The 18,350-nt window shown below is 32.6% G+C and carries 15 protein-coding genes and 1 tRNA gene; 12 read left to right on the top strand and 4 right to left on the bottom strand.

Annotated features, from left to right (window positions below):
• Positions 1-62: 62 nt before the first annotated feature.
• From rnr to H8R22_RS02595, 3 genes are read left to right on the top strand one after another with little or no spacing between them, the layout of a single operon-like run.
• The gene (rnr, locus tag H8R22_RS02605; protein WP_187009079.1) at positions 63-2,252 is read left to right on the top strand and encodes a ribonuclease R; all 2,190 of its coding nucleotides are present in this window, start codon (positions 63-65) and stop codon (positions 2,250-2,252) included.
• 6 nt (positions 2,253-2,258) lie between these two features.
• Positions 2,259-2,927, top strand: a complete 669-nt coding sequence (locus H8R22_RS02600) for a head GIN domain-containing protein (RefSeq protein WP_187009080.1) — start codon at positions 2,259-2,261, stop codon at positions 2,925-2,927.
• Positions 2,928-2,963: 36 nt separating this feature from the next.
• A complete protein-coding gene (locus H8R22_RS02595; protein WP_187009081.1) occupies positions 2,964-3,647 on the top strand; it encodes a LysE family translocator in 684 nt (227 codons plus the stop codon).
• Positions 3,648-4,130: 483 nt separating this feature from the next.
• Here the strand turns inward: H8R22_RS02595 and H8R22_RS02590 are convergent.
• Positions 4,131-4,201 (bottom strand) — tRNA-Cys (locus H8R22_RS02590).
• A 126-nt stretch (positions 4,202-4,327) separates the two neighbouring features.
• A complete protein-coding gene (gene folB / locus H8R22_RS02585; protein ID WP_187009082.1) occupies positions 4,328-4,687 on the bottom strand; it encodes a dihydroneopterin aldolase in 360 nt (119 codons plus the stop codon).
• A 132-nt stretch (positions 4,688-4,819) separates the two neighbouring features.
• Between folB and H8R22_RS02580 the strand changes: the two genes are divergently transcribed.
• From H8R22_RS02580 to H8R22_RS15570, 5 genes are all read left to right on the top strand, one after another.
• Positions 4,820-6,943 (top strand): glutamine--tRNA ligase/YqeY domain fusion protein, encoded by a 2,124-nt coding sequence (locus tag H8R22_RS02580; RefSeq protein ID WP_187009083.1) that lies wholly within the window; start codon positions 4,820-4,822, stop codon positions 6,941-6,943.
• A 504-nt stretch (positions 6,944-7,447) separates the two neighbouring features.
• Complete coding sequence (locus tag H8R22_RS02575; RefSeq protein ID WP_187009084.1) at positions 7,448-7,930, top strand: hypothetical protein; 483 nt, start codon at positions 7,448-7,450, stop codon at positions 7,928-7,930.
• A gap of 115 nt (positions 7,931-8,045) precedes the next feature.
• Positions 8,046-8,375, top strand: a complete 330-nt coding sequence (locus H8R22_RS02570) for a YtxH domain-containing protein (RefSeq protein ID WP_187009085.1) — start codon at positions 8,046-8,048, stop codon at positions 8,373-8,375.
• Positions 8,376-8,405: 30 nt separating this feature from the next.
• Entirely contained in the window at positions 8,406-8,756 is a 351-nt protein-coding gene (locus H8R22_RS02565) for a phage holin family protein (protein WP_187009086.1), read from the top strand.
• Between the two features lie 3 nt (positions 8,757-8,759).
• The gene (locus H8R22_RS15570; protein ID WP_222616886.1) at positions 8,760-9,047 is read left to right on the top strand and encodes a DUF6327 family protein; all 288 of its coding nucleotides are present in this window, start codon (positions 8,760-8,762) and stop codon (positions 9,045-9,047) included.
• Here H8R22_RS15570 and H8R22_RS02560 read toward each other — a convergent pair.
• Entirely contained in the window at positions 9,044-10,030 is a 987-nt protein-coding gene (locus H8R22_RS02560; protein WP_187009087.1) for an SPFH domain-containing protein, read from the bottom strand. The genes H8R22_RS15570 and H8R22_RS02560 overlap by 4 nt on opposite strands.
• Positions 10,031-10,107: 77 nt before the next feature.
• Between H8R22_RS02560 and H8R22_RS02555 the strand changes: the two genes are divergently transcribed.
• A complete protein-coding gene (locus H8R22_RS02555) occupies positions 10,108-10,749 on the top strand; it encodes an outer membrane beta-barrel protein (protein WP_187009088.1) in 642 nt (213 codons plus the stop codon).
• Positions 10,750-10,792: 43 nt separating this feature from the next.
• On the opposite strand, the gene gltX is transcribed toward H8R22_RS02555, so the two are convergent.
• Positions 10,793-12,298 carry a glutamate--tRNA ligase gene (gene gltX, locus H8R22_RS02550; protein WP_187009089.1) on the bottom strand — a complete coding sequence of 502 codons (1,506 nt, stop codon included), beginning with the start codon at positions 12,296-12,298 and terminating at the stop codon, positions 10,793-10,795.
• Between the two features lie 152 nt (positions 12,299-12,450).
• Here gltX and H8R22_RS02545 point away from each other — a divergent pair, with 152 nt between their 5' ends.
• The 3 genes from H8R22_RS02545 (at position 12,451) to mnmG (ending at position 18,191) form a co-directional block, all read left to right on the top strand.
• On the top strand, positions 12,451-15,732 hold the full coding sequence (locus tag H8R22_RS02545) for a coiled-coil domain-containing protein (protein ID WP_187009090.1): 3,282 nt from the start codon (positions 12,451-12,453) through the stop codon (positions 15,730-15,732).
• Positions 15,729-16,151: an rRNA maturation RNase YbeY gene (gene ybeY / locus H8R22_RS02540; protein ID WP_187009091.1), complete on the top strand. Its 423-nt coding sequence runs from the start codon at positions 15,729-15,731 to the stop codon at positions 16,149-16,151. Before H8R22_RS02545 ends, ybeY begins: the two co-directional genes overlap by 4 nt.
• A gap of 168 nt (positions 16,152-16,319) precedes the next feature.
• Positions 16,320-18,191 (top strand): tRNA uridine-5-carboxymethylaminomethyl(34) synthesis enzyme MnmG, encoded by a 1,872-nt coding sequence (mnmG, locus tag H8R22_RS02535; RefSeq protein WP_187009092.1) that lies wholly within the window; start codon positions 16,320-16,322, stop codon positions 18,189-18,191.
• The last annotated feature ends 159 nt before the right edge of the window (positions 18,192-18,350 follow it).

Raw genomic sequence — 18,350 nt, 5'->3', positions numbered from 1 at the left:
TCTTTGCAAATTTCTAATAACTGTTAACTATTTTGTAATTTTCGACTTTTAAGAAAAGATTTATGGGAAAAAGATTAAGAAAGCCGATCAAAAAAGAGAAAGATTTCTCTGAAAAAATTATAAAAATACTGTCACAAAATGCTAATAAAGCATTCAATTTTAAGCAAATAGGATCAAAATTAGAACTTGATGATACCGAAAGTAGAAATCAAATTATAAAAGATTTAAAAATATTAGCTTCTCAAAATAAGATTATCGAAAGTGAGCCAGGTAAATATTTAATAAAAGCAGCTAGTCAAGATTATTACGAAGGAAAAATAGATATGACAGGTCGTAAGACTGCTTTTTTTGTTTGTCCAGATTTAGACGATGATGTATTTATACCTACAGCTAATTTAAATCGAGCGCTAGATAAAGATATTGTCAAAGTATATGTTTACAATAGACGTAAAGGTAAACGCCCAGAAGGTGAAGTAATTGAAGTTGTAGAACGACATAAAACAGACTTTGTAGGTGTGATTGATATACAGAAGAACTTTGCTTTTGTATCGACAGCTAATCCTAAAATGTATACCGATATTTTTATTCCAAAGGATAAATTAGGAGAAGCAGAACAAGGGGATGTTGTTTTAGTTCACATCGAAGATTGGCCTAAAAGAGCGGATAGTCCTTTTGGTACAGTAACTAAAGTTTTGGGTAAACCAGGGGAACATGATACTGAGATCCATGCTATCCTTGCTGAATATGGTCTACCATCCGAGTTTCCTATCGAAGTGGAGACGTTTGCACAAAAAATTGATACGTCTATTACAGCAGCTGAAATTGCTAATCGCAGAGACATGCGGGATACGCTGACGTTTACTATTGATCCAAAGGATGCTAAGGATTTTGACGATGCCTTATCATTTAAAAAATTGGAAAATGGTAATTACGAAATAGGAATTCATATCGCTGATGTTTCGTATTACCTTGAAGAAGGAACTATTTTAGATGATGAAGCCTATCAAAGAGCTACTTCGGTTTACTTAGTAGATAGAGTAGTACCTATGTTACCTGAAGTATTGTCTAATTTTGCTTGTTCATTGCGTCCCCAAGAGGAAAAGTATACTTTTTCAGCGGTATTTGAAATTTCAGAAAAAGCCGAAGTGTTGAATCAATGGTTTGGTCGTACGGTTATTTTCTCAGATCAACGTTTTGCTTACGAGGAAGCGCAATACATCATAGAGACCAAAGATGATACAATTCCGGAAGAAACTTCTATAACCGGTAGTTCTTATAAAGTTTCACCTGAAATTGTTGCAGCGACGCTTAAATTAGACGAGTTAGCTAAAATTTTACGTAGAAAGAGAATGAACGATGGAGCAATCTCTTTTGATAAGGTAGAAGTTAAATTTAACTTGAGTGAAGAGGGTGAACCAGAAGGTGTTTATTTCAAAGTATCAAAAGATGCCAATCACCTTATCGAAGAATTCATGTTATTAGCGAACAGAAAAGTAGCGGAGTTCATTGGTAAACAAAAGAAAACTTTTATTTATAGAATTCACGATGAACCAAATGAAGATAAATTGTTTGCTATGCAAGCTCTGATATCTAAGTTTGGTTATAAAATTGATTTTAGTCAAGGTGATGTTTCAAAAGCGTTAAACCAATTAATGGCTGATGTAAACGGAACTAAGGAACAAAATTTAATAGATACTCTAGCGATTCGCTCGATGAGTAAAGCGAAATATTCTACTGATAATATCGGTCATTACGGATTAGCATTTGATTATTATTCTCATTTTACTTCCCCAATTCGCCGTTATCCTGACGTTATGGTACACCGTTTGCTACAACATTATTTAGACGGAGGAAAATCAGTTGATGAAGAGCTGTATGAAACTAAATGTTTGCATAGCTCAACTATGGAAGGACTCGCTACCAATGCCGAAAGAGATTCGATCAAGTACATGCAAGTGAAATACATGCAAGATCACCAAGATCAAGAATTCTTGGGAGTTATTTCTGGAGTTACGGAGTGGGGAATTTTTGTTGAGATTATCGAAAATAAGTGCGAAGGAATGGTACGAATTCGTGACATCAAAGACGATTATTACACTTTCGATGAGAAACAATACGCTTTAGTTGGTGCTACATCACATCAGTTATTGCAATTAGGAGATGAAATTTACGTTAAAGTTAAAAATGCAGATCTAGTTAAAAAACAATTAGATTTTAATTTTTTAAGAAGAGTAAATGAACCAATAAATTAAAGAAAAATGAAAAAAATATTTATTATCGCTATAGCATTTGTAATGCAAACTGCTGTTGCACAAGTATCAAAAAATTTAGGGGATTTTAATACAGTAAAAGTATATGATAAACTAAATGTAAAACTAATTGCTAGCTCTGAGAACAAAGTTATTATAAAAGGTTCTAGAGAGCAAGAAGTAGAAGTGGTGAATAATAATGGTGAATTGAAATTAAGAATGCCTTTTCCAAAATTGTTATCAGGGAATGATATCGCTATTCAATTATTTTACAAGAATATTGATGGAGTAGATGCTAGTGAAGGTGCTTATGTATCTAGCGATGAAACTTTTGATGCAACTATTATGGATGTTAGCGCAAAAGAAGGAGCAGAGATACATTTAAATTTAGATGTCAACAAAGTAAATGTTAAAACTGTTACAGGCGGAATAATCGTTTTAGAAGGTAAAGCAACTAATCAAGACATCGTTGTTACTACAGGTGGTGTTGTAGAGAATAAAGATTTAGTTACTGATCAAACTACTGTAAATATAAGTGCTGGAGGTAGCGCAGAGGTTTATGCAAAAGTTTTAGTTGATGCAAAAATCAAAGCGGGAGGTACTGTATTTGTTTATGGAAAGCCAAAGCAAATTAATAAAAAGACAATTCTAGGTGGTACAATTGAAGAAAAAAATTAACTTGTACTTTTATTCGTTAGCTAAATTTTAAAATTAATGATAAACGACATTTTATCTGGTATTCCATGGGGAATATTTTTAAGTTTTATGATTGGACCCGTATTTTTTATTTTACTAGAAACTAGTATTTTAAAAGGATTTAGAGCGGCTTTGGTTTTTGACTTAGGTGTGGTTTTAGGAGATATTTTTTTTATTGCAGTAGCATATTTAGGTAGCTATAGATTAATTCAAAGTTTACAAGATAAACCAGCTCTTTTCATTTTTGGCGGAATTATAATGTTGGCTTATGGAGTGATTTCTTTTTTGAGTTTAAGAAAAGAAAAAAAAATCAACACTAACGAAATTGATAAGGAAATCATTAAGAAAAACTATTTTAGTTTGTTCGTTAAAGGTTTTCTTTTAAACGTTATAAATATTGGAGTATTGGGTTTTTGGATGGCAGTAATTATTTCTGTTGGACCAAAATTAGAAATGCAAAATAGCAGAATGTTAACCTTTTTCACTGCGGTAATTGTCACTTATTTATTAGTTGATTGTGCAAAAATACTTTTAGCAAAGCAACTAAAATCAAAGATGACACCTACTAATATTCTAAAGATTAAGAAGGGAATAAGTGTTGTTCTAATGGTATTTGGATTAGTATTAATTACCCAAGGTTGGTTTCCAAAAGAGAAAGAAATGGTTAAAAATGCCTTCCAAAAAATTGAAAATCAAGAATAATTTTATTAAAAAGATAGAATTTAAACCACTCATAATGAGTGGTTTTTTTGTGATTATATTTTAAAGATAATCATATAATTTAGTTATTATGTTGATAAAGAAGGAATCTCCACTACGTGATACTAATAATTGAAGTATTCAATAGAGTTTTCTCCTTCGTCGAAATATCAATTTTAACTGGGTTTGATATATAAAATCTTTCAAACTACTTTTGAGGTATACTATATATTAAGCTCTGATTCCCTGTTACTTTGTCATTCCGACAAAGGAGGAATCTCCACTATGTGACACTAATAATTGAAGCATTTAATAGAGTTTTCTCCTTCGTCGAAATGATAATTTTGGATGGGTTTGACATAAAAAAAGCCTCTAAATTTCTATGAATGTTTCAGAAGTATCATTCGGATTCGAACCATTTCTTTATCCAATTTTTTCTAAAAATTAAACATAAAAAAAACCTTCAAATCTCTTTGAAGGTTATAGAGGCATCGTGCGGATTCGAACCGCAGTAGGAGCTTTTGCAGAGCCCAGCCTAGCCACTCGGCCACGACGCCATAATTGAATGGACGGCAAAAGTACTTAAAAAGTTTATAGTTTAAAAGTTTAAAGCCCTAAATTTTTTAAAAATATTTTAAGGTTTACCTTGTATTGCCTGTAAGTTTCTATTACTATTAAAATATCTAGCTTCTATATTCTTCTAATTCAATCGTAACTGATTCTACATCACCACCAATAGGGGGATTCAGTTTTGAAACTCCTAATAATATTCTAGAAATCTCAGGAACTTCACTAAAAATCCTAGTAATTATGCGATGTCCCACATGTTCTAATAAATGTGAGCGTATTTCCATTTCTTCTACTACAATTTTATTCAATAATACATAATCTACTGTATCATTAAGATCATCAGATAGACAAGATTTTCGCAAATCAGTCTTTATTTCTAAATCTACTGCGTAATCAGATCCAATTTTACCTTCTTCAATCAAGCAACCGTGATAGGAAAAAGTTCTAATATTTTTTAATTTAATTGTTCCCATCTGTGAGAGTATTTGTTTATCGCATAAAAGTACAACATTATTCAGTTTTATTAAGTTAAAATCAAAGAAGCAAATACAGTTATTATTAATTAACGAACAATTTTGGTAACTTTGCTCTTTTAATAAACTATCATGTCAACAGAAGAAAAGTCACTCCATTTTATAGAACAAATAATTGAAGAAAACCTAGCTAATGGTTTTAATCAAGATAAATTGCGTTTTCGTTTTCCACCGGAACCTAATGGTTATTTACACATAGGTCACGCCAAGTCTATTTGTCTGCAATTTGGTTTGGGTTTAAAATACAATGCACCTGTTAATCTTCGTTTTGATGATACTAATCCTGCTAAAGAAGAGCAAGAATATGTTGACGCGATCAAGGAAGACCTACAATGGTTAGGTTTTCAATGGGCAGAAGAACGCTATGCATCAGACTATTTTCAGCAATTGTATGAATGGGCTGTTAAAATGATTAAAGATGGAAAGGCTTACGTAGATAGCCAATCCTCGGAAGATATGGCCACTCAAAAAGGTACGCCTACACAACCTGGAGTTGATGGTCCGTACCGTAATAGATCTGTTGAGGAAAATTTAACTTTATTCGAAGGAATGAAAAATGGTGATTTTCCGGAGGGAAGTCATGTCTTACGTGCTAAGATTGATATGGCTTCGACTAATATGTTAATGCGTGATCCTTTAATATATAGAGTATTACACCGTCATCATCACCGTACAGGTAATGATTGGAAAATCTATCCAATGTACGATTTTGCGCATGGTGAGAGTGATTATATTGAACAAATCTCGCATTCGATCTGTACACTTGAATTTGTGATGCATCGTGAATTATACAATTGGTTCTTAGATCAAATTTATGATGATACCAAAGTTAAACCACATCAGTATGAATTCGCAAGATTGAATTTGAACTACACAGTGATGAGTAAGCGTAAGTTACTTCAGTTAGTTCAGGAAAATATAGTTAATGGTTGGGATGATCCAAGAATGCCTACTATCTCTGGATTAAGAAGAAGGGGCTATACTCCTAATTCTATTCGTAAGTTTTGTGAAAGTATTGGAGTTGCTAAACGCGAAAATATTATTGATTTTTCATTGTTAGAGTTTTGTTTACGTGATGATTTAAATAAATCAGCAGCACGTGTAATGGCAGTTTTAGATCCTGTAAAAGTTGTTATTACTAATTATCCTGTTGGAAAAGAAGAACTACTTGATGCTGAAAATAATCAAGAAGATGAGGCTGCTGGGTTTAGAAAAGTACCTTTCTCAAGAGAATTTTACATCGAAAGAGAAGACTTTCTAGAAGTAGCTCCACCAAAGTTTTTTAGATTAAGTATAGGCAATGAAGTTCGATTAAAGAATGGATATATCATTAAAGGAGAATCAGTTACGAAGGATAGTGATGGAAATATAACTGAGATCCAAGTTACATATGATGAAGATAGTCGCAGCGGAAGTGGGAGTGAGGCTTCTCAGCGTAAAGTAGCTGGTACTTTGCATTGGGTCTCTATTGAACATGCTGTTCCGGTAGAAGTGCGTTTGTATGATCGTTTGTTTATCGATGAAGCTCCAGACTCTCACAAGGAGAAAAATTTCTTGGATTTTATGAATCCAAATTCATTACAAGTTATCACTGCTTATGTTGAGCCAAGTCTTCGTACTGCTAAAGTTGGGGATCAATTTCAGTTTCAACGTCTGGGTTATTTTGCTGTAGATAAGGATTCATCTAGTTCTAAATTAGTATTTAACAAGACGGTTGGTTTAAAAGATGCTTGGGAAGAAAAGGGAAAAAAAGATACTAATGCTATAAATAATGCTTTAAAAGATATTAATAAATTTTTTAAAGTAACAACTGATGAGGAAAGAACAGCTATTAGCGAAGCAATTGGCGCGACTTTAAAAGAGATTAACAACTATAGCTTATTACTAAGTTCTTTTAAAAAGAATATTAATAATAACAAATCTTCTTTGTTGTTTGCTAACTATATTTTGAAATTTAGTTCTTTAGTGTTTGCTGATTTTGATAAAGAGGAACTTTCTAAATTATACATGATGTCACTTAGAAGTGAATCTACTTTTGTCAGATCGCAAGCTATTTTAAATTTATTGGAGCTAAGTTATACAATCTCTTTTGTGAACTCATTTAAAGACGAGATAATAAAGTTAAAATCCAATCCTCCTAAAAGCGTTACTGATTTTGAAAAAGAAATTACAGAAAAAATTTTAAATAAGTTTTAATTATAGAAAGCGCTTTTTTAAGCGCTTTTTTTTATAATAATATTTACTAATTGTTATTATAATTTTAATAGTTTTTAATTATTAAAAATAACTATTTTAAAGCCTTTTTTAGGTAGTTTTTTTAAAATTTGGATATTATATATGTATTTATAAAAAAAAGCTTTTAATTGTTTTTATTTGGCTTTTTTATAAATCTTTAGAGCCGTTTAACTATTTGTTAACAGCATAAATGTAAATATTGTTGTATTTTTGGATTAATGAAAAAATTTGTATTTTTCAATGGTGTACAAACATGCAATGGAATATTAAATATTTTTATAAATTTTAAATTGTTTAACGCAATTTAAAATTTGGTAATATATTTTTTTACATTCTAAAATTTTTTTTAAGTGTGAAAAACGGTTGTGCTTCTTTTCTCAGTATTGCTTGAGAAAAGTTTTAGAACCTTAATAATCTTTTAAAATAAATTTTCTGCAAAATATTTTTAATCTTAAATTTATTATTATGAAAATTTTATTTTTATCAATATCCTTATTTTTAGGATGCAATGCATTTTCTCAAACTCATCAGTTAGTGCAACACGACGGGAGCATCCAAGAGGTTAATTTCATCAAGCAAGAACAGAATCTAGTGATTTACTCTCATCCTGAAAGTCAGGAACAAAAATCAATTAGTGTGCATGCTGTTGCTGTTGTAAAAGATCTAAAATCTTCTGAAAAGCAAAATATTTCAACTAAAAATCAGATTAATTCTAAAGAGGATTATCTAAAGGTTGTTATTTTAAACGACAAAGATGAAGCAGCTGGTTTGAAAGTAGCTGAAGAATTTAAAGGGCAGCTTAATAAAACTAAAGGAATTTCTGTTTGGGAACAATTAGAAAACACGAAACGAGCTTTAAAGTACAGAGCTGCAGAGAAGGGATACCCTTTTGTTGCAATCACAAAAAAATCTAATGGTAATTATGAGGCTACTGCCTATACTTATTAAGTTAATACTGTAGTATTTCCAATTGTTTACAATTTTGTAACTAATTCATATAATACTATAAGCAGTTAGTAGTGAATTAATTATATCTTTATATAAATCTTAAAAATTAAATATTATGTCAAATAACACAGGAAATACATTATTAGCACTTTTAACAGGGGCTGCAATCGGAGCTGGAGTAGGAATTTTATTTGCACCAGACAAGGGTTCAAAAACTAGAGGAAAGATCAAGGATGGGTATAATGATGCTCAAAAGGATTTAGTAAAAAAATATGAATCACTTTCTAGCGAAGTTAAATCAAGGTTATCTACTGCGAAAATAGATTTTGAAGGTAGTTATGATGACTTATTGGACAATATGAGCCATAAAACAGAAGACGTTATTTTGTTTTTAGAAAATAAATTAGCCGAATTAAAGGCTAAAAATGCTAAACTTCAAAAATAATTTATAGTAACAATTATAATAAACCAACATATGGCTTTTGAAGAAATAAAAGAAAGTGCTGAAGACATTCGTGAGCAAGCTCAGGCAATAATTGAAAGTAATGTAGCTTATTATAAGCTTCGTACTTTCAAAATTGCTGCAAAATCGACGACATTGATTTTGAAATTAGCTATAGTTACACTTTGTTTTTTAATGATTTTATTATTCTTGTCAATTGCATTAGCTTTTGGATTAGGTAATTATTTTTCTAATACAGCTCTTGGTTTTCTTTGTGTTGGTGGGATTTATGTTATTGTAACATCATTACTATTATTGGTAAAAGACAAAATCATTGAAGGTCCGCTTTTAAAGAAGTTTTCTGAGCTATTTTTTAACAACTAGATTATGGATTCAAGAAGATATACCTCATTTGCGCAAATTGATAGAGAGTTGGAAATATTGAAGATCGAGAAAGATATTCATTATCAAAGACTAATTTATAGTGTCCAGAAGACTAAGGAAAATTTAGAACCTATGAATATAGTTAAAGGATTAGTTAGTTCTACTATATCTAATTTTCCAGGGTCCTTAGGCACAATTTTCAACCTAGCGTTACCTTTTATTATAAAAAGGTTTTTTCGTAAAAAAAAGAGGCAATTAAGCCTCTTTTTTTTTGATAATATCTGTTATTAAGCTTCGTCCTCACTTTCGTTTTCTTCAACAGTTGGAGCAATAGGAGCAGGGAAGGTGTTTACCGCTTTAGTACTTGATCTCCCTTGTTTCATAGATTCTCCCACCATGTTGCTTGCAGTAAAACTAGCAACCATATTGTTTAACATATCGCTTCCTGCTTGTGGAGAATTAGGTAGTAAGATCAGATTCGAATTAGTATCTGCACCAATTGCTTGTAAGGTATCGTAATGCTGTGTAACAACAATCAATGCAGATGCTTCTTGTGAATTGATTCCAACTCTATTAAGAACATCTACACTTTCAACAAGTCCCCTTGCAATTTCTCTTCTTTGGTCAGCTATACCTTGACCTTGGAGCCTCTTACTTTCTGCTTCTGCTTTTGCTTTAGCTACTATTCGTATTCTTGATGCTTCTGCTTCAAATTCTGCGACTGTTTTTTCTCTATCTGCAGCGTTAATTCTATTCATAGCATTTTTAACTTGAATATCTGGATCAATATCTGTTACTAACGTGTTGATGATCGTATATCCATAAGTTGTCATTGCTTCATTCAATTCTCTCTTTACAGCAATAGCGATATCATCTTTTCTTTCAAAGACATCATCTAGTTTTAATTTTGGAACTTCGGCACGTACAACGTCAAATACATAAGATGTGATTTGGTCGTGTGCATATTCAAGTTTGTAAAAAGCATCATATACAGTGTCTTTAACGACCATAAATTGAACGGATACTTTTAGCTTGACAAAAACGTTATCTTTCGTTTTTGTTTCAATAATAACGTCTAGTTGTTGGATTTTTAGATTTACGCGTCCTGCAATTCGATCAATTAACGGAATTTTTAAGTGCAAACCTGACTGTCTAACACTGTGAAATTTACCAAATCGCTCTACAATTACAGAGGATTGTTGCTTTACCGTGAAAAAAGAAGACATCAAGATAAAAAGCCCTAGTACAAGAATAATAATTAATGCAATGTTCATGATTATATTTATTTAGTTATAAAATTACCGTTAAATTACGAAAAATCTTTAGGTTTGTCGTCGAATAAATCAACTATATGAAAAAGCTAATATTGTTACTAATGTTTGTTTGGAATTGTAATAGCAGTTATGCTCAATTTGGCTATCGTGATTCTAACAGAATTGGAGTTACTTTAGGAATGAACCAGTTCACCTTAAACACTTCCAACTTTAATGCTAAACCTGATTACGGTTGGAATGCGGGTCTTTCTGTTAGAGGTAACTTTTATAACAATTGGGATATGGTTTACGCTTTGCAGTTTAGTGAAAACAATTTTTCTGTTGCCACTAACAAGCTTGTTTTAGGTAATGAAGACTTAAACTATAAGCTGCCATCAGCACAAATGTCTCTTCAATTGAGTTATGTTCTAATTCAAAATCATTTAAGTTTAGAATTTGGTCCATTAATTCAGGTGAATGGTAAGCTTAAAATTGATAGGTCCAGTGAAAACAATATCATATCTGGAACAACTTTATTAGCAAAGGATATAGTTGATATCTCTAAATTTAATTTTTATCCTACGGTTGGCTTGACTGCAGGAGTGAAACATGTTAGAGTAAATGTATCCTACCAATATGGAATTAATAACTTCTTGGCTAATCTAAATAACGAAAATTTGGGGAACAGTTTTAAAGGGAATGCAGCTATACTAAACGGCAATGTAATTTTATATTTTTAAAAAACCCCGAATAGGTATTTAACTAGACGGGGTTTTACTTTTATTAGAATTTTTGTATGGCATGTTTTATTCTTTCGATTGTTTCATGCTTACCAATCACTTCGACAATATCAAATAGGTGAGGGCCTTTTAATGCACCTACTAAACTTAGTCTAAAAGGTTGCATTACCTTACCCATTCCTATTTCATTTGTGGTCATCCAATCTTTTACTATCGTTTCAATATTGATTGATGTGAAATCGCTTATTTCTTCAAGTACAGCTATTAGTTGTTGCATCAAAGGTGTTGTTTCTTCTTTCCAGTTTTTACTAGCTTTGGCATCATATTCAATTGGCGCAACAAAGAAGAAATCACTCATTTCCCAAAAATCAGACACGAAATTCGCTCTTTCTTTTATCAAGGAAACTATTTTATCAAGGTCAAATTTTGCTGTGTCAATGTTTTTTTCTGATAAAATAGGGGAGAAGTCATTTGCCAAAGTTTGATCTTCCTGCTTAATTAAATATTGATGATTGAACCATTTGTTTTTCTCAGGATCAAATTTAGCTCCTGATTTGTGAACTCTGTTTAAATCAAATGAGGCAGATAGTTCTTCTAATGTAAAAAGTTCTTTTTCAGTTCCATCATTCCATCCTAAAAGTGCTAAAAAGTTAACTACCGCTTCAGGAAAAAATCCGTTTTCTCTGTATCCTGATGCTATTCCTTCCTCTGTTTTCCATTCTAATGGAAATACGGGAAATCCTAATTTGTCACCATCACGTTTTGATAATTTACCATTTCCTACCGGTTTTAAAATTAAGGGCAGATGAGCAAATTGTGGTGCTTTCCATCCAAATGCTCTATAAATTAAAACATGCAAAGGCATTGATGGAAGCCACTCTTCACCTCGTATTACGTGAGAGGTTTCCATTAAATGGTCATCGACGATATTTGCTAAATGATAGGTAGGCATTCCGTCGCTTTTAAACAGAACCTTGTCGTCAAGTAAACCAGTTTCAAATTTTACGTCTCCTCTTATTATATCGTGTAGATGTAAAGTTTCATTTACTGGAGTTTTAAAACGAATAACGTAGGGTGCTCCGCTAGCTATTCTTGCTGCAGTTTCCTCTTTTGTCAATATCAACGATGTGTCTAATGTTTCGCGAATAGTGTGATTATATATGAATGTATTTCCTTTTTCTTCTTGTGTTTTTCTCGCTTTATCTAAGGCTTCGGGAGTATCAAATGCATAGTAAGCCCAGCCATTGTCTATAAGCTCTTTGGAGTAATTTGCGTAAATTTGTTTTCTTTCGCTTTGACGGTAAGGTCCAAACTTTTCATTTTTATCTATGGTTTCATCAGGCGAAATCCCCAGCCATTCTAATGCTTCTAAGATGTATTTTTCGGCACCAGGAACAAATCTGTTTTGGTCAGTATCTTCGATTCTTAGGAAGAAGGTACCTCCATGTTTCTTGGCAAATAAATAATTAAATAAGGCTGTTCTAACACCGCCAATATGTAATGGTCCTGTAGGACTTGGTGCAAAACGCACACGAACTTTCTGTGACATGTTTATTATTTTATGGCAAAGATACAATATCAATTGCTGAATAGGAGAATATGAAAATGAGATATTTAGATTGCAGCTAGGTTTCTTATTTTTAACAATATACTAAACATTTAAATTAGTACTTTTATTGGTTATAAAAAGACTTAAATATTTTGGACGGTACAGATGTTATTTATCAAAAGTTAGAAGCGTTTATTAAGAAGTATTATGTAAATGAATTGCTTAGAGGCTTGTTACTCTTCGTAGGTTTAGGTTTGCTATACTTTTTAGGCATTCTATTTATCGAATATTTTCTTTGGCTTAAGCCTTTGGGAAGAACCGTATTGTTTTGGTTTTTTCTTGTAGTCGAATTGTTTTTGTTTATAAGGTTTATCTGCTTTCCAATTTTCAAACTTAGTAAGTTTAGTAAAGGAATAGGTTATACCGCTGCTTCAGTGATAATTGGTGATCATTTTAAAGAGGTCGATGACAAACTTTTAAATTTTATTCAGTTAAATAAGTCTGTAAAGGCCACAAGTGATTCAGATTTACTATTGGCTTCTATAGATCAAAAAGCTTTAGATCTTAAGCCTATTCCTTTCTCCAATGCGGTTAATTTTAAAGCCAATAAAAAGTTTTTTCCTGTTGCATTGATACCTGTAATAGTTATATCACTTATTTATTTTTCAGGGAATAGTATTGTTATTTCTCAAAGTCTAAATAGAGTCATGAATTTTAAAAAGGAGTTTTTACCTCCAGCACCTTTTAAGTTTATTGTCACTAATTCAAAGTTAATTGTTGATGAGAACAAAGATTTTGTCATACGTGTTAAAACAGTGGGCTCTCTTGTTCCTGAAAATGCTCTTATTTCTATTGATGGTGAAAGTTACTTCATGGAGAATATTGGTGGAGGGGAGTTTAAGTATAGTATTAGTAAACCCACCAAAGCAATGCTTTTTCATTTTGAAGCTAACAACGTAGTATCGGAGGAATTTTACTTGGATGTAGTAGCAGTTCCTTCAATTACCAACTTAGTAATGGAGTTAAATTACCCTTCGTTTCTAGGTCGTAAAAATGAGGTTATTAGTGGTAGTGGTAATGCAGTTGTTCCTGAGGGTACTGTTGTAACGTGGAGAGTGAATGCGCAATCAACCCAAAGAATCGATATGCAAATCGATAATCGTTCTATTGCATTCTCAAAAAATAATCTATTGTTTTACTTAAGTAAAAATATTAGTCAAAATACAGAATACCAAATAGTTACTTCAAATAGTAATGGAAAGAAATTCGAAATGCTTAGTTATCAATTAACAGTCATAAAAGATCAGTTTCCAACTATTAATGCGCGTAAAAGTCCAGATAGTTTAAAATTAGATTCTAAGTTCGTTATAGGAGAAGTAGGAGATGATTATGGTGTCAGTAAACTTCAGGTCGTTTATTATGATCACACAAAACCATCCATTGTTAGTCGTGGAACAGTATCGGTTAAAAATGGAATTTTTGATCAATTCGTATTTGCTTTTCCTGGACCATTTCCAGTTAAAGAGGGTATTGATTACGATTATTATTTTGAAGTTTTTGATAATGATGTAGTGCACAATTTTAAAAGTACTAGATCTTCTGTTTTTTCTGCTCGTGTACGTACCGTAGAGGAAACTAATGATTTAATTCTAGAGGAACAAAACGGTAATATCAAAGGCTTAGAACGTTCACTGCTAAACCAAGAAAAGCAGTTTTCACAAATTGAAAGGTTGCAAAAAGTAGGAAAGGAAAAAGATAATTTTGATTTTAATGAGCAGCAAAAAGTTAAAGATTTTATTCAGCAGCAAAGAAAACAAGATCAAATGATGCGTGATTTCGCTGCAAAACTTAAGGATAATTTAGACAAGCAAAAGAGTTCTGCTAAAGATGACTTCAAAGAATTAATAAAAAGTCGGATAGACAAGTCCGCTGATGAATTAGATAAGAACAATAAATTGTTAGATGAATTACAACTTCTTAATGACAAATTAAGCAAGGAGGAGTTAGTGACCAAAATTGATAAATTCAAGCAGAACAGTAAAAACCAAAGTAAAAACTTGCAACAACTTGTAGAGCTTACTAAGAAGTTTTATGTCCAAAAGAAGACGGAACAAATTGCGAATAAGTTGATGAATTTAGCTGAAAAGCAAGACGACTTAACAGAAAATGACACAGATAATACAGTTAAAAACCAAAATGATATCAATAAGGATTTCGATAATTTGAAGCAAGATTTAAGTGACTTGGGTAAAGATAATAGAGAGTTAAGAGCGCCTTTGGACTTAGGTGAAGATAAAAATTTAGAGATAGGTATTGATACTGATTTGGAGAAGTCTCTTAATGAACTTTCTAAAGAGAACAAAGGTAAAGCGAAGAGTAATCAAAAGAATGCTTCTTCTAAGATGAAGTCTTTATCAAAAAAAATGGGTGAAAGTTTAGAGAGTTCTGATGCGGAGCAGATGCAAGAAGATATTCAAATGTTAAGGCAAGTGTTAGATAATTTGCTTGCTTTCTCTCTTGCTGAAGAAGTGGTAATGAAGGATGTCAGAAATCTGAATTCTGGTTCGCCAATGTATAACAAAAATATTAAAAAGCAGCAAGATTTACGTTTGCAGTTTAAACACATTGATGGTAGTTTGTTTGCTGTGTCGTTACGTAATCCACGTTTTACTGAGGATATTACTAAAGAGGTAGGGAGTACGCAATATAATTTAGACAAGGCTATTGAAAGCTTGTCGGACTCTAAGATCGGTAAAGGTTTATCGCATCAGCAGTATGTTATAGCTGGTGCAAATAAGCTAGGTGATTTTCTAAGTGGTATTTTATCTAATATGCAAATGGATTTAAGCAGCATGAGTTCCGGTAAGCCTAAAAGTGGTGGTGGGCAAGGTATGCAACTTCCAGACATTATTGCCAAACAGAAGGGGTTAGGAGATAAGTTAAGTAAAGGTATTGGAAAGGATGGTAATTCTGATGGAGATAAAAACGGCCGTTCCGAAGGAGGTAAAGATGATAATGCTTCTGAAGGAGACGCTAAAGAGATAATGGAGATTTATAAGCAACAGAAGGAGTTAAGGGAAGCTCTTGACGCCGAGTTGAAGAAGCAAGGCATTAATGGTGCTGGCAATGGTGTATTGGAAAACATGAAGCAAATCGAAAGGGATGTTTTGAACAGGGGCTTTAGCAAGCAAACGTTGTCAAAGGTACTGAATGTTAATCAAGAATTATTAAAATTAAAGAGTGCTTTGCAAACTCAAGGTGAAGAGAATATTAGGCAGTCACAGGTAGGAGACAAGGCTTTTAACAACAGCGCTAAAGTATTACCAGACGCATTGTTGGAATATTTGAAGAGCATAGAGATTTTAAATAGACAATCATTACCTTTGCGCAATAATTACAACCGTAAGGTTCAAGAATATTTTAATAAAAAATGATCGATTTTAACTACGAGACAGAGTTTAGTCTAAGCAACGAAGAGGAGATAGCTTCATGGTTATCTAGAGTTATTGAGTCTGAAAACAAGAATGAGGGAGAGATAAACTATATATTCTGTGATGACGATTACCTTCATAAGATCAACGTGGAATACCTAGACCATGATACGCTTACAGATGTTATTAGTTTTGATTATAGTCTAGGTAATGAAATTAATGGTGATTGTTTTATATCTATCGAGAGGGTTGAAGACAATGCAAAAGATTTCAACGTCGCTTTTGAAGAGGAACTAAAGCGTGTTATTGTTCATGGTTTACTGCATTACTGTGGATATAAAGATAAGGGTGAGAGTGATGAGCTTTTAATGCGCTCTAAAGAAGATGAAAAAATTGCTATGTTCCACGTGAAACATAGCTAAAGCATTATACAAGATAGTTTGCTTTTAGTCTTTTGTTCCACGTGGAACCTTTAGTCTTATCTACACACACTGTTGTTCCACGTGGAACAGTTGGGAAATCAGTAAAAGGCTTAAATAAAATAGAATTTAGATATTTCCGACGAAGTTGGATTAATTCAAATACATAAGATGTTTCAAGAAGAATATGATGTTATTGTAGTAGGAGCAGGTCATGCGGGATCTGAGGCTGCGGCTGCGGCTGCTAATTTGGGTTCTAAGACTTTGTTGGTTACAATGAGTTTGCAAAATATAGCGCAAATGTCATGCAATCCAGCTATGGGTGGTATTGCAAAAGGGCAAATTGTGCGAGAAATTGACGCGCTTGGTGGTTATTCAGGGATTGTTTCTGATAGAACTGCTATTCAGTTCAAAATGCTGAACAAATCCAAAGGCCCTGCGATGTGGTCGCCTCGTGTTCAGTCGGACCGTATGCGTTTTGCTGAAGAGTGGAGGATGATGTTAGAAGGTACTCCTAACTTGGATTTTTATCAAGAAATGGTGAGTGGATTAATTATTGAAAAAGGAGTTGTTAAAGGAGTTCGTACTTCTTTAGGAGTTGAAATAAGATCTAAGTCTGTTGTTTTGACTAATGGTACTTTTTTGAATGGTTTAATTCATATTGGTGAAAAACAATTTGGAGGTGGTAGGGCAGGCGAAAGTGCTGCCTATGGAATTACGGAAGATTTGATTAAAGAAGGTTTTGAAGCAGGAAGAATGAAAACGGGGACCCCTCCTCGTGTTGATGGGCGTTCTTTAGATTATTCTAAAATGAATGAGGAAAAGGGAGATGTGCGTCCAGATAAATTTTCTTATTCTGATGTTACTTCTCCACTTGTACATCAAAGATCTTGTCATATGACTTATACTTCATTAGATGTTCATGATATTTTGAGAGAAGGTTTTGATCGTTCTCCAATGTTTAATGGTCGTATTAAAAGTCTTGGTCCAAGATACTGTCCATCCATAGAAGATAAAATTAATCGTTTTGCTGATAAGGAAAGGCATCAATTATTTATTGAGCCAGAAGGATGGCAGACTTGTGAAGTTTACGTTAATGGTTTTTCTACTTCTTTACCAGAGGACATTCAATTTAAAGCATTGCGTTCTGTTGTAGGTTTTGAAAATGTAAAGTTTTTTAGACCAGGGTATGCAATAGAATATGATTATTTTCCACCAACACAATTAAAGCATACTTTAGAAACAAAGTTGGTCGAAGGATTGTATTTTGCTGGGCAGATAAATGGAACTACTGGCTACGAAGAGGCAGCGTCTCAAGGGTTGATGGCAGGTATTAATGCGCATTTAAAGGTTCGCGAAAAAGCACCCTTAATTTTAAAAAGGGACGAAGCTTATATTGGTGTATTAATTGATGATTTAATTACTAAGGGAACTGAAGAGCCCTATAGGATGTTTACCTCTCGTGCAGAATATAGAACTTTATTACGTCAAGACAACGCCGATTTTAGATTGACTCCTATGGGATATGAAATTGGGTTAGCTTCTGAAAAGCGTTTGCGCAGGATGGAGCATAAATTGAATGAGTCTGAAAAAATGGTTTCTTTTTTTAAAGAAACAAGTGTTTCAGTTGCCGAAGCAAATCCGATATTGGAATCGAAAGGCACTGCTCTTATTTCTCAAGGTGATAAAATGTTTAAGGTTTTCTCTCGTCCTCAAATTGATTTGGAAGATATTCTAAAGTTCGATAAAGTGAAGACTTATATTTCTGAAAATAATCTAGATCAGGAAATCTTGGAGCAAGCTGAAATTCAGGTGAAGTATTCCGGTTATATAGAAAAAGAAAGAAATAATGCAGATAAGCTTACTCGTCTAGAGGATGTAAAGATTCCTGCTGATTTTGATTATGATAAAATCAAGTCAATGTCTATAGAAGCTAAGCAAAAATTAAGTAAAATACGTCCTGTTACTATCTCGCAAGCTTCTAGAATTAGTGGTGTTTCGCCGAGTGATGTTTCTGTATTGTTAATTTATATGGGAAGGTAAAGAATAGTTTTTATCGGCTACAAATTTACATAGAAATATATTTTTGATAGTTTAGTTAGTTTGTTCCACGTGAAACTACTTCGGTAACCCTTGCTATCATTAGAAAATTAAAGATTTAAAAGATATTAAAAGGAGTATTTACTTTAATTGTAAATCACT

Origin of the sequence: Flavobacterium kayseriense, assembly GCF_014305095.1 — a bacterium.
In the GTDB taxonomy this organism is placed as follows: domain Bacteria; phylum Bacteroidota; class Bacteroidia; order Flavobacteriales; family Flavobacteriaceae; genus Flavobacterium; species Flavobacterium kayseriense.
The sequence above is the reverse complement of the archived record's forward strand: the minus strand, read 5'-3'. Positions and strand labels throughout refer to the sequence as shown.

Excerpts from the sequence above, each read along its gene's own strand:
- H8R22_RS02595 (WP_187009081.1), top strand. The coding sequence starts at position 2,964 with ATGATAAACGACATTTTATCTGGTATTCCATGGGGAATATTTTTAAGT.
- mnmG (WP_187009092.1), top strand. The coding sequence starts at position 16,320 with ATGTTTCAAGAAGAATATGATGTTATTGTAGTAGGAGCAGGTCATGCG.
- folB (WP_187009082.1), bottom strand. The coding sequence starts at position 4,687 with ATGGGAACAATTAAATTAAAAAATATTAGAACTTTTTCCTATCACGGT.
- rnr (WP_187009079.1), top strand. The coding sequence starts at position 63 with ATGGGAAAAAGATTAAGAAAGCCGATCAAAAAAGAGAAAGATTTCTCT.
- gltX (WP_187009089.1), bottom strand. The coding sequence starts at position 12,298 with ATGTCACAGAAAGTTCGTGTGCGTTTTGCACCAAGTCCTACAGGACCA.
- ybeY (WP_187009091.1), top strand. The coding sequence starts at position 15,729 with ATGATCGATTTTAACTACGAGACAGAGTTTAGTCTAAGCAACGAAGAG.
- H8R22_RS02565 (WP_187009086.1), top strand. The coding sequence starts at position 8,406 with ATGGCTTTTGAAGAAATAAAAGAAAGTGCTGAAGACATTCGTGAGCAA.
- H8R22_RS02600 (WP_187009080.1), top strand. The coding sequence starts at position 2,259 with ATGAAAAAAATATTTATTATCGCTATAGCATTTGTAATGCAAACTGCT.
- H8R22_RS02575 (WP_187009084.1), top strand. The coding sequence starts at position 7,448 with ATGAAAATTTTATTTTTATCAATATCCTTATTTTTAGGATGCAATGCA.
- H8R22_RS02555 (WP_187009088.1), top strand. The coding sequence starts at position 10,108 with ATGAAAAAGCTAATATTGTTACTAATGTTTGTTTGGAATTGTAATAGC.
- H8R22_RS02560 (WP_187009087.1), bottom strand. The coding sequence starts at position 10,030 with ATGAACATTGCATTAATTATTATTCTTGTACTAGGGCTTTTTATCTTG.
- H8R22_RS15570 (WP_222616886.1), top strand. The coding sequence starts at position 8,760 with ATGGATTCAAGAAGATATACCTCATTTGCGCAAATTGATAGAGAGTTG.
- H8R22_RS02570 (WP_187009085.1), top strand. The coding sequence starts at position 8,046 with ATGTCAAATAACACAGGAAATACATTATTAGCACTTTTAACAGGGGCT.
- H8R22_RS02580 (WP_187009083.1), top strand. The coding sequence starts at position 4,820 with ATGTCAACAGAAGAAAAGTCACTCCATTTTATAGAACAAATAATTGAA.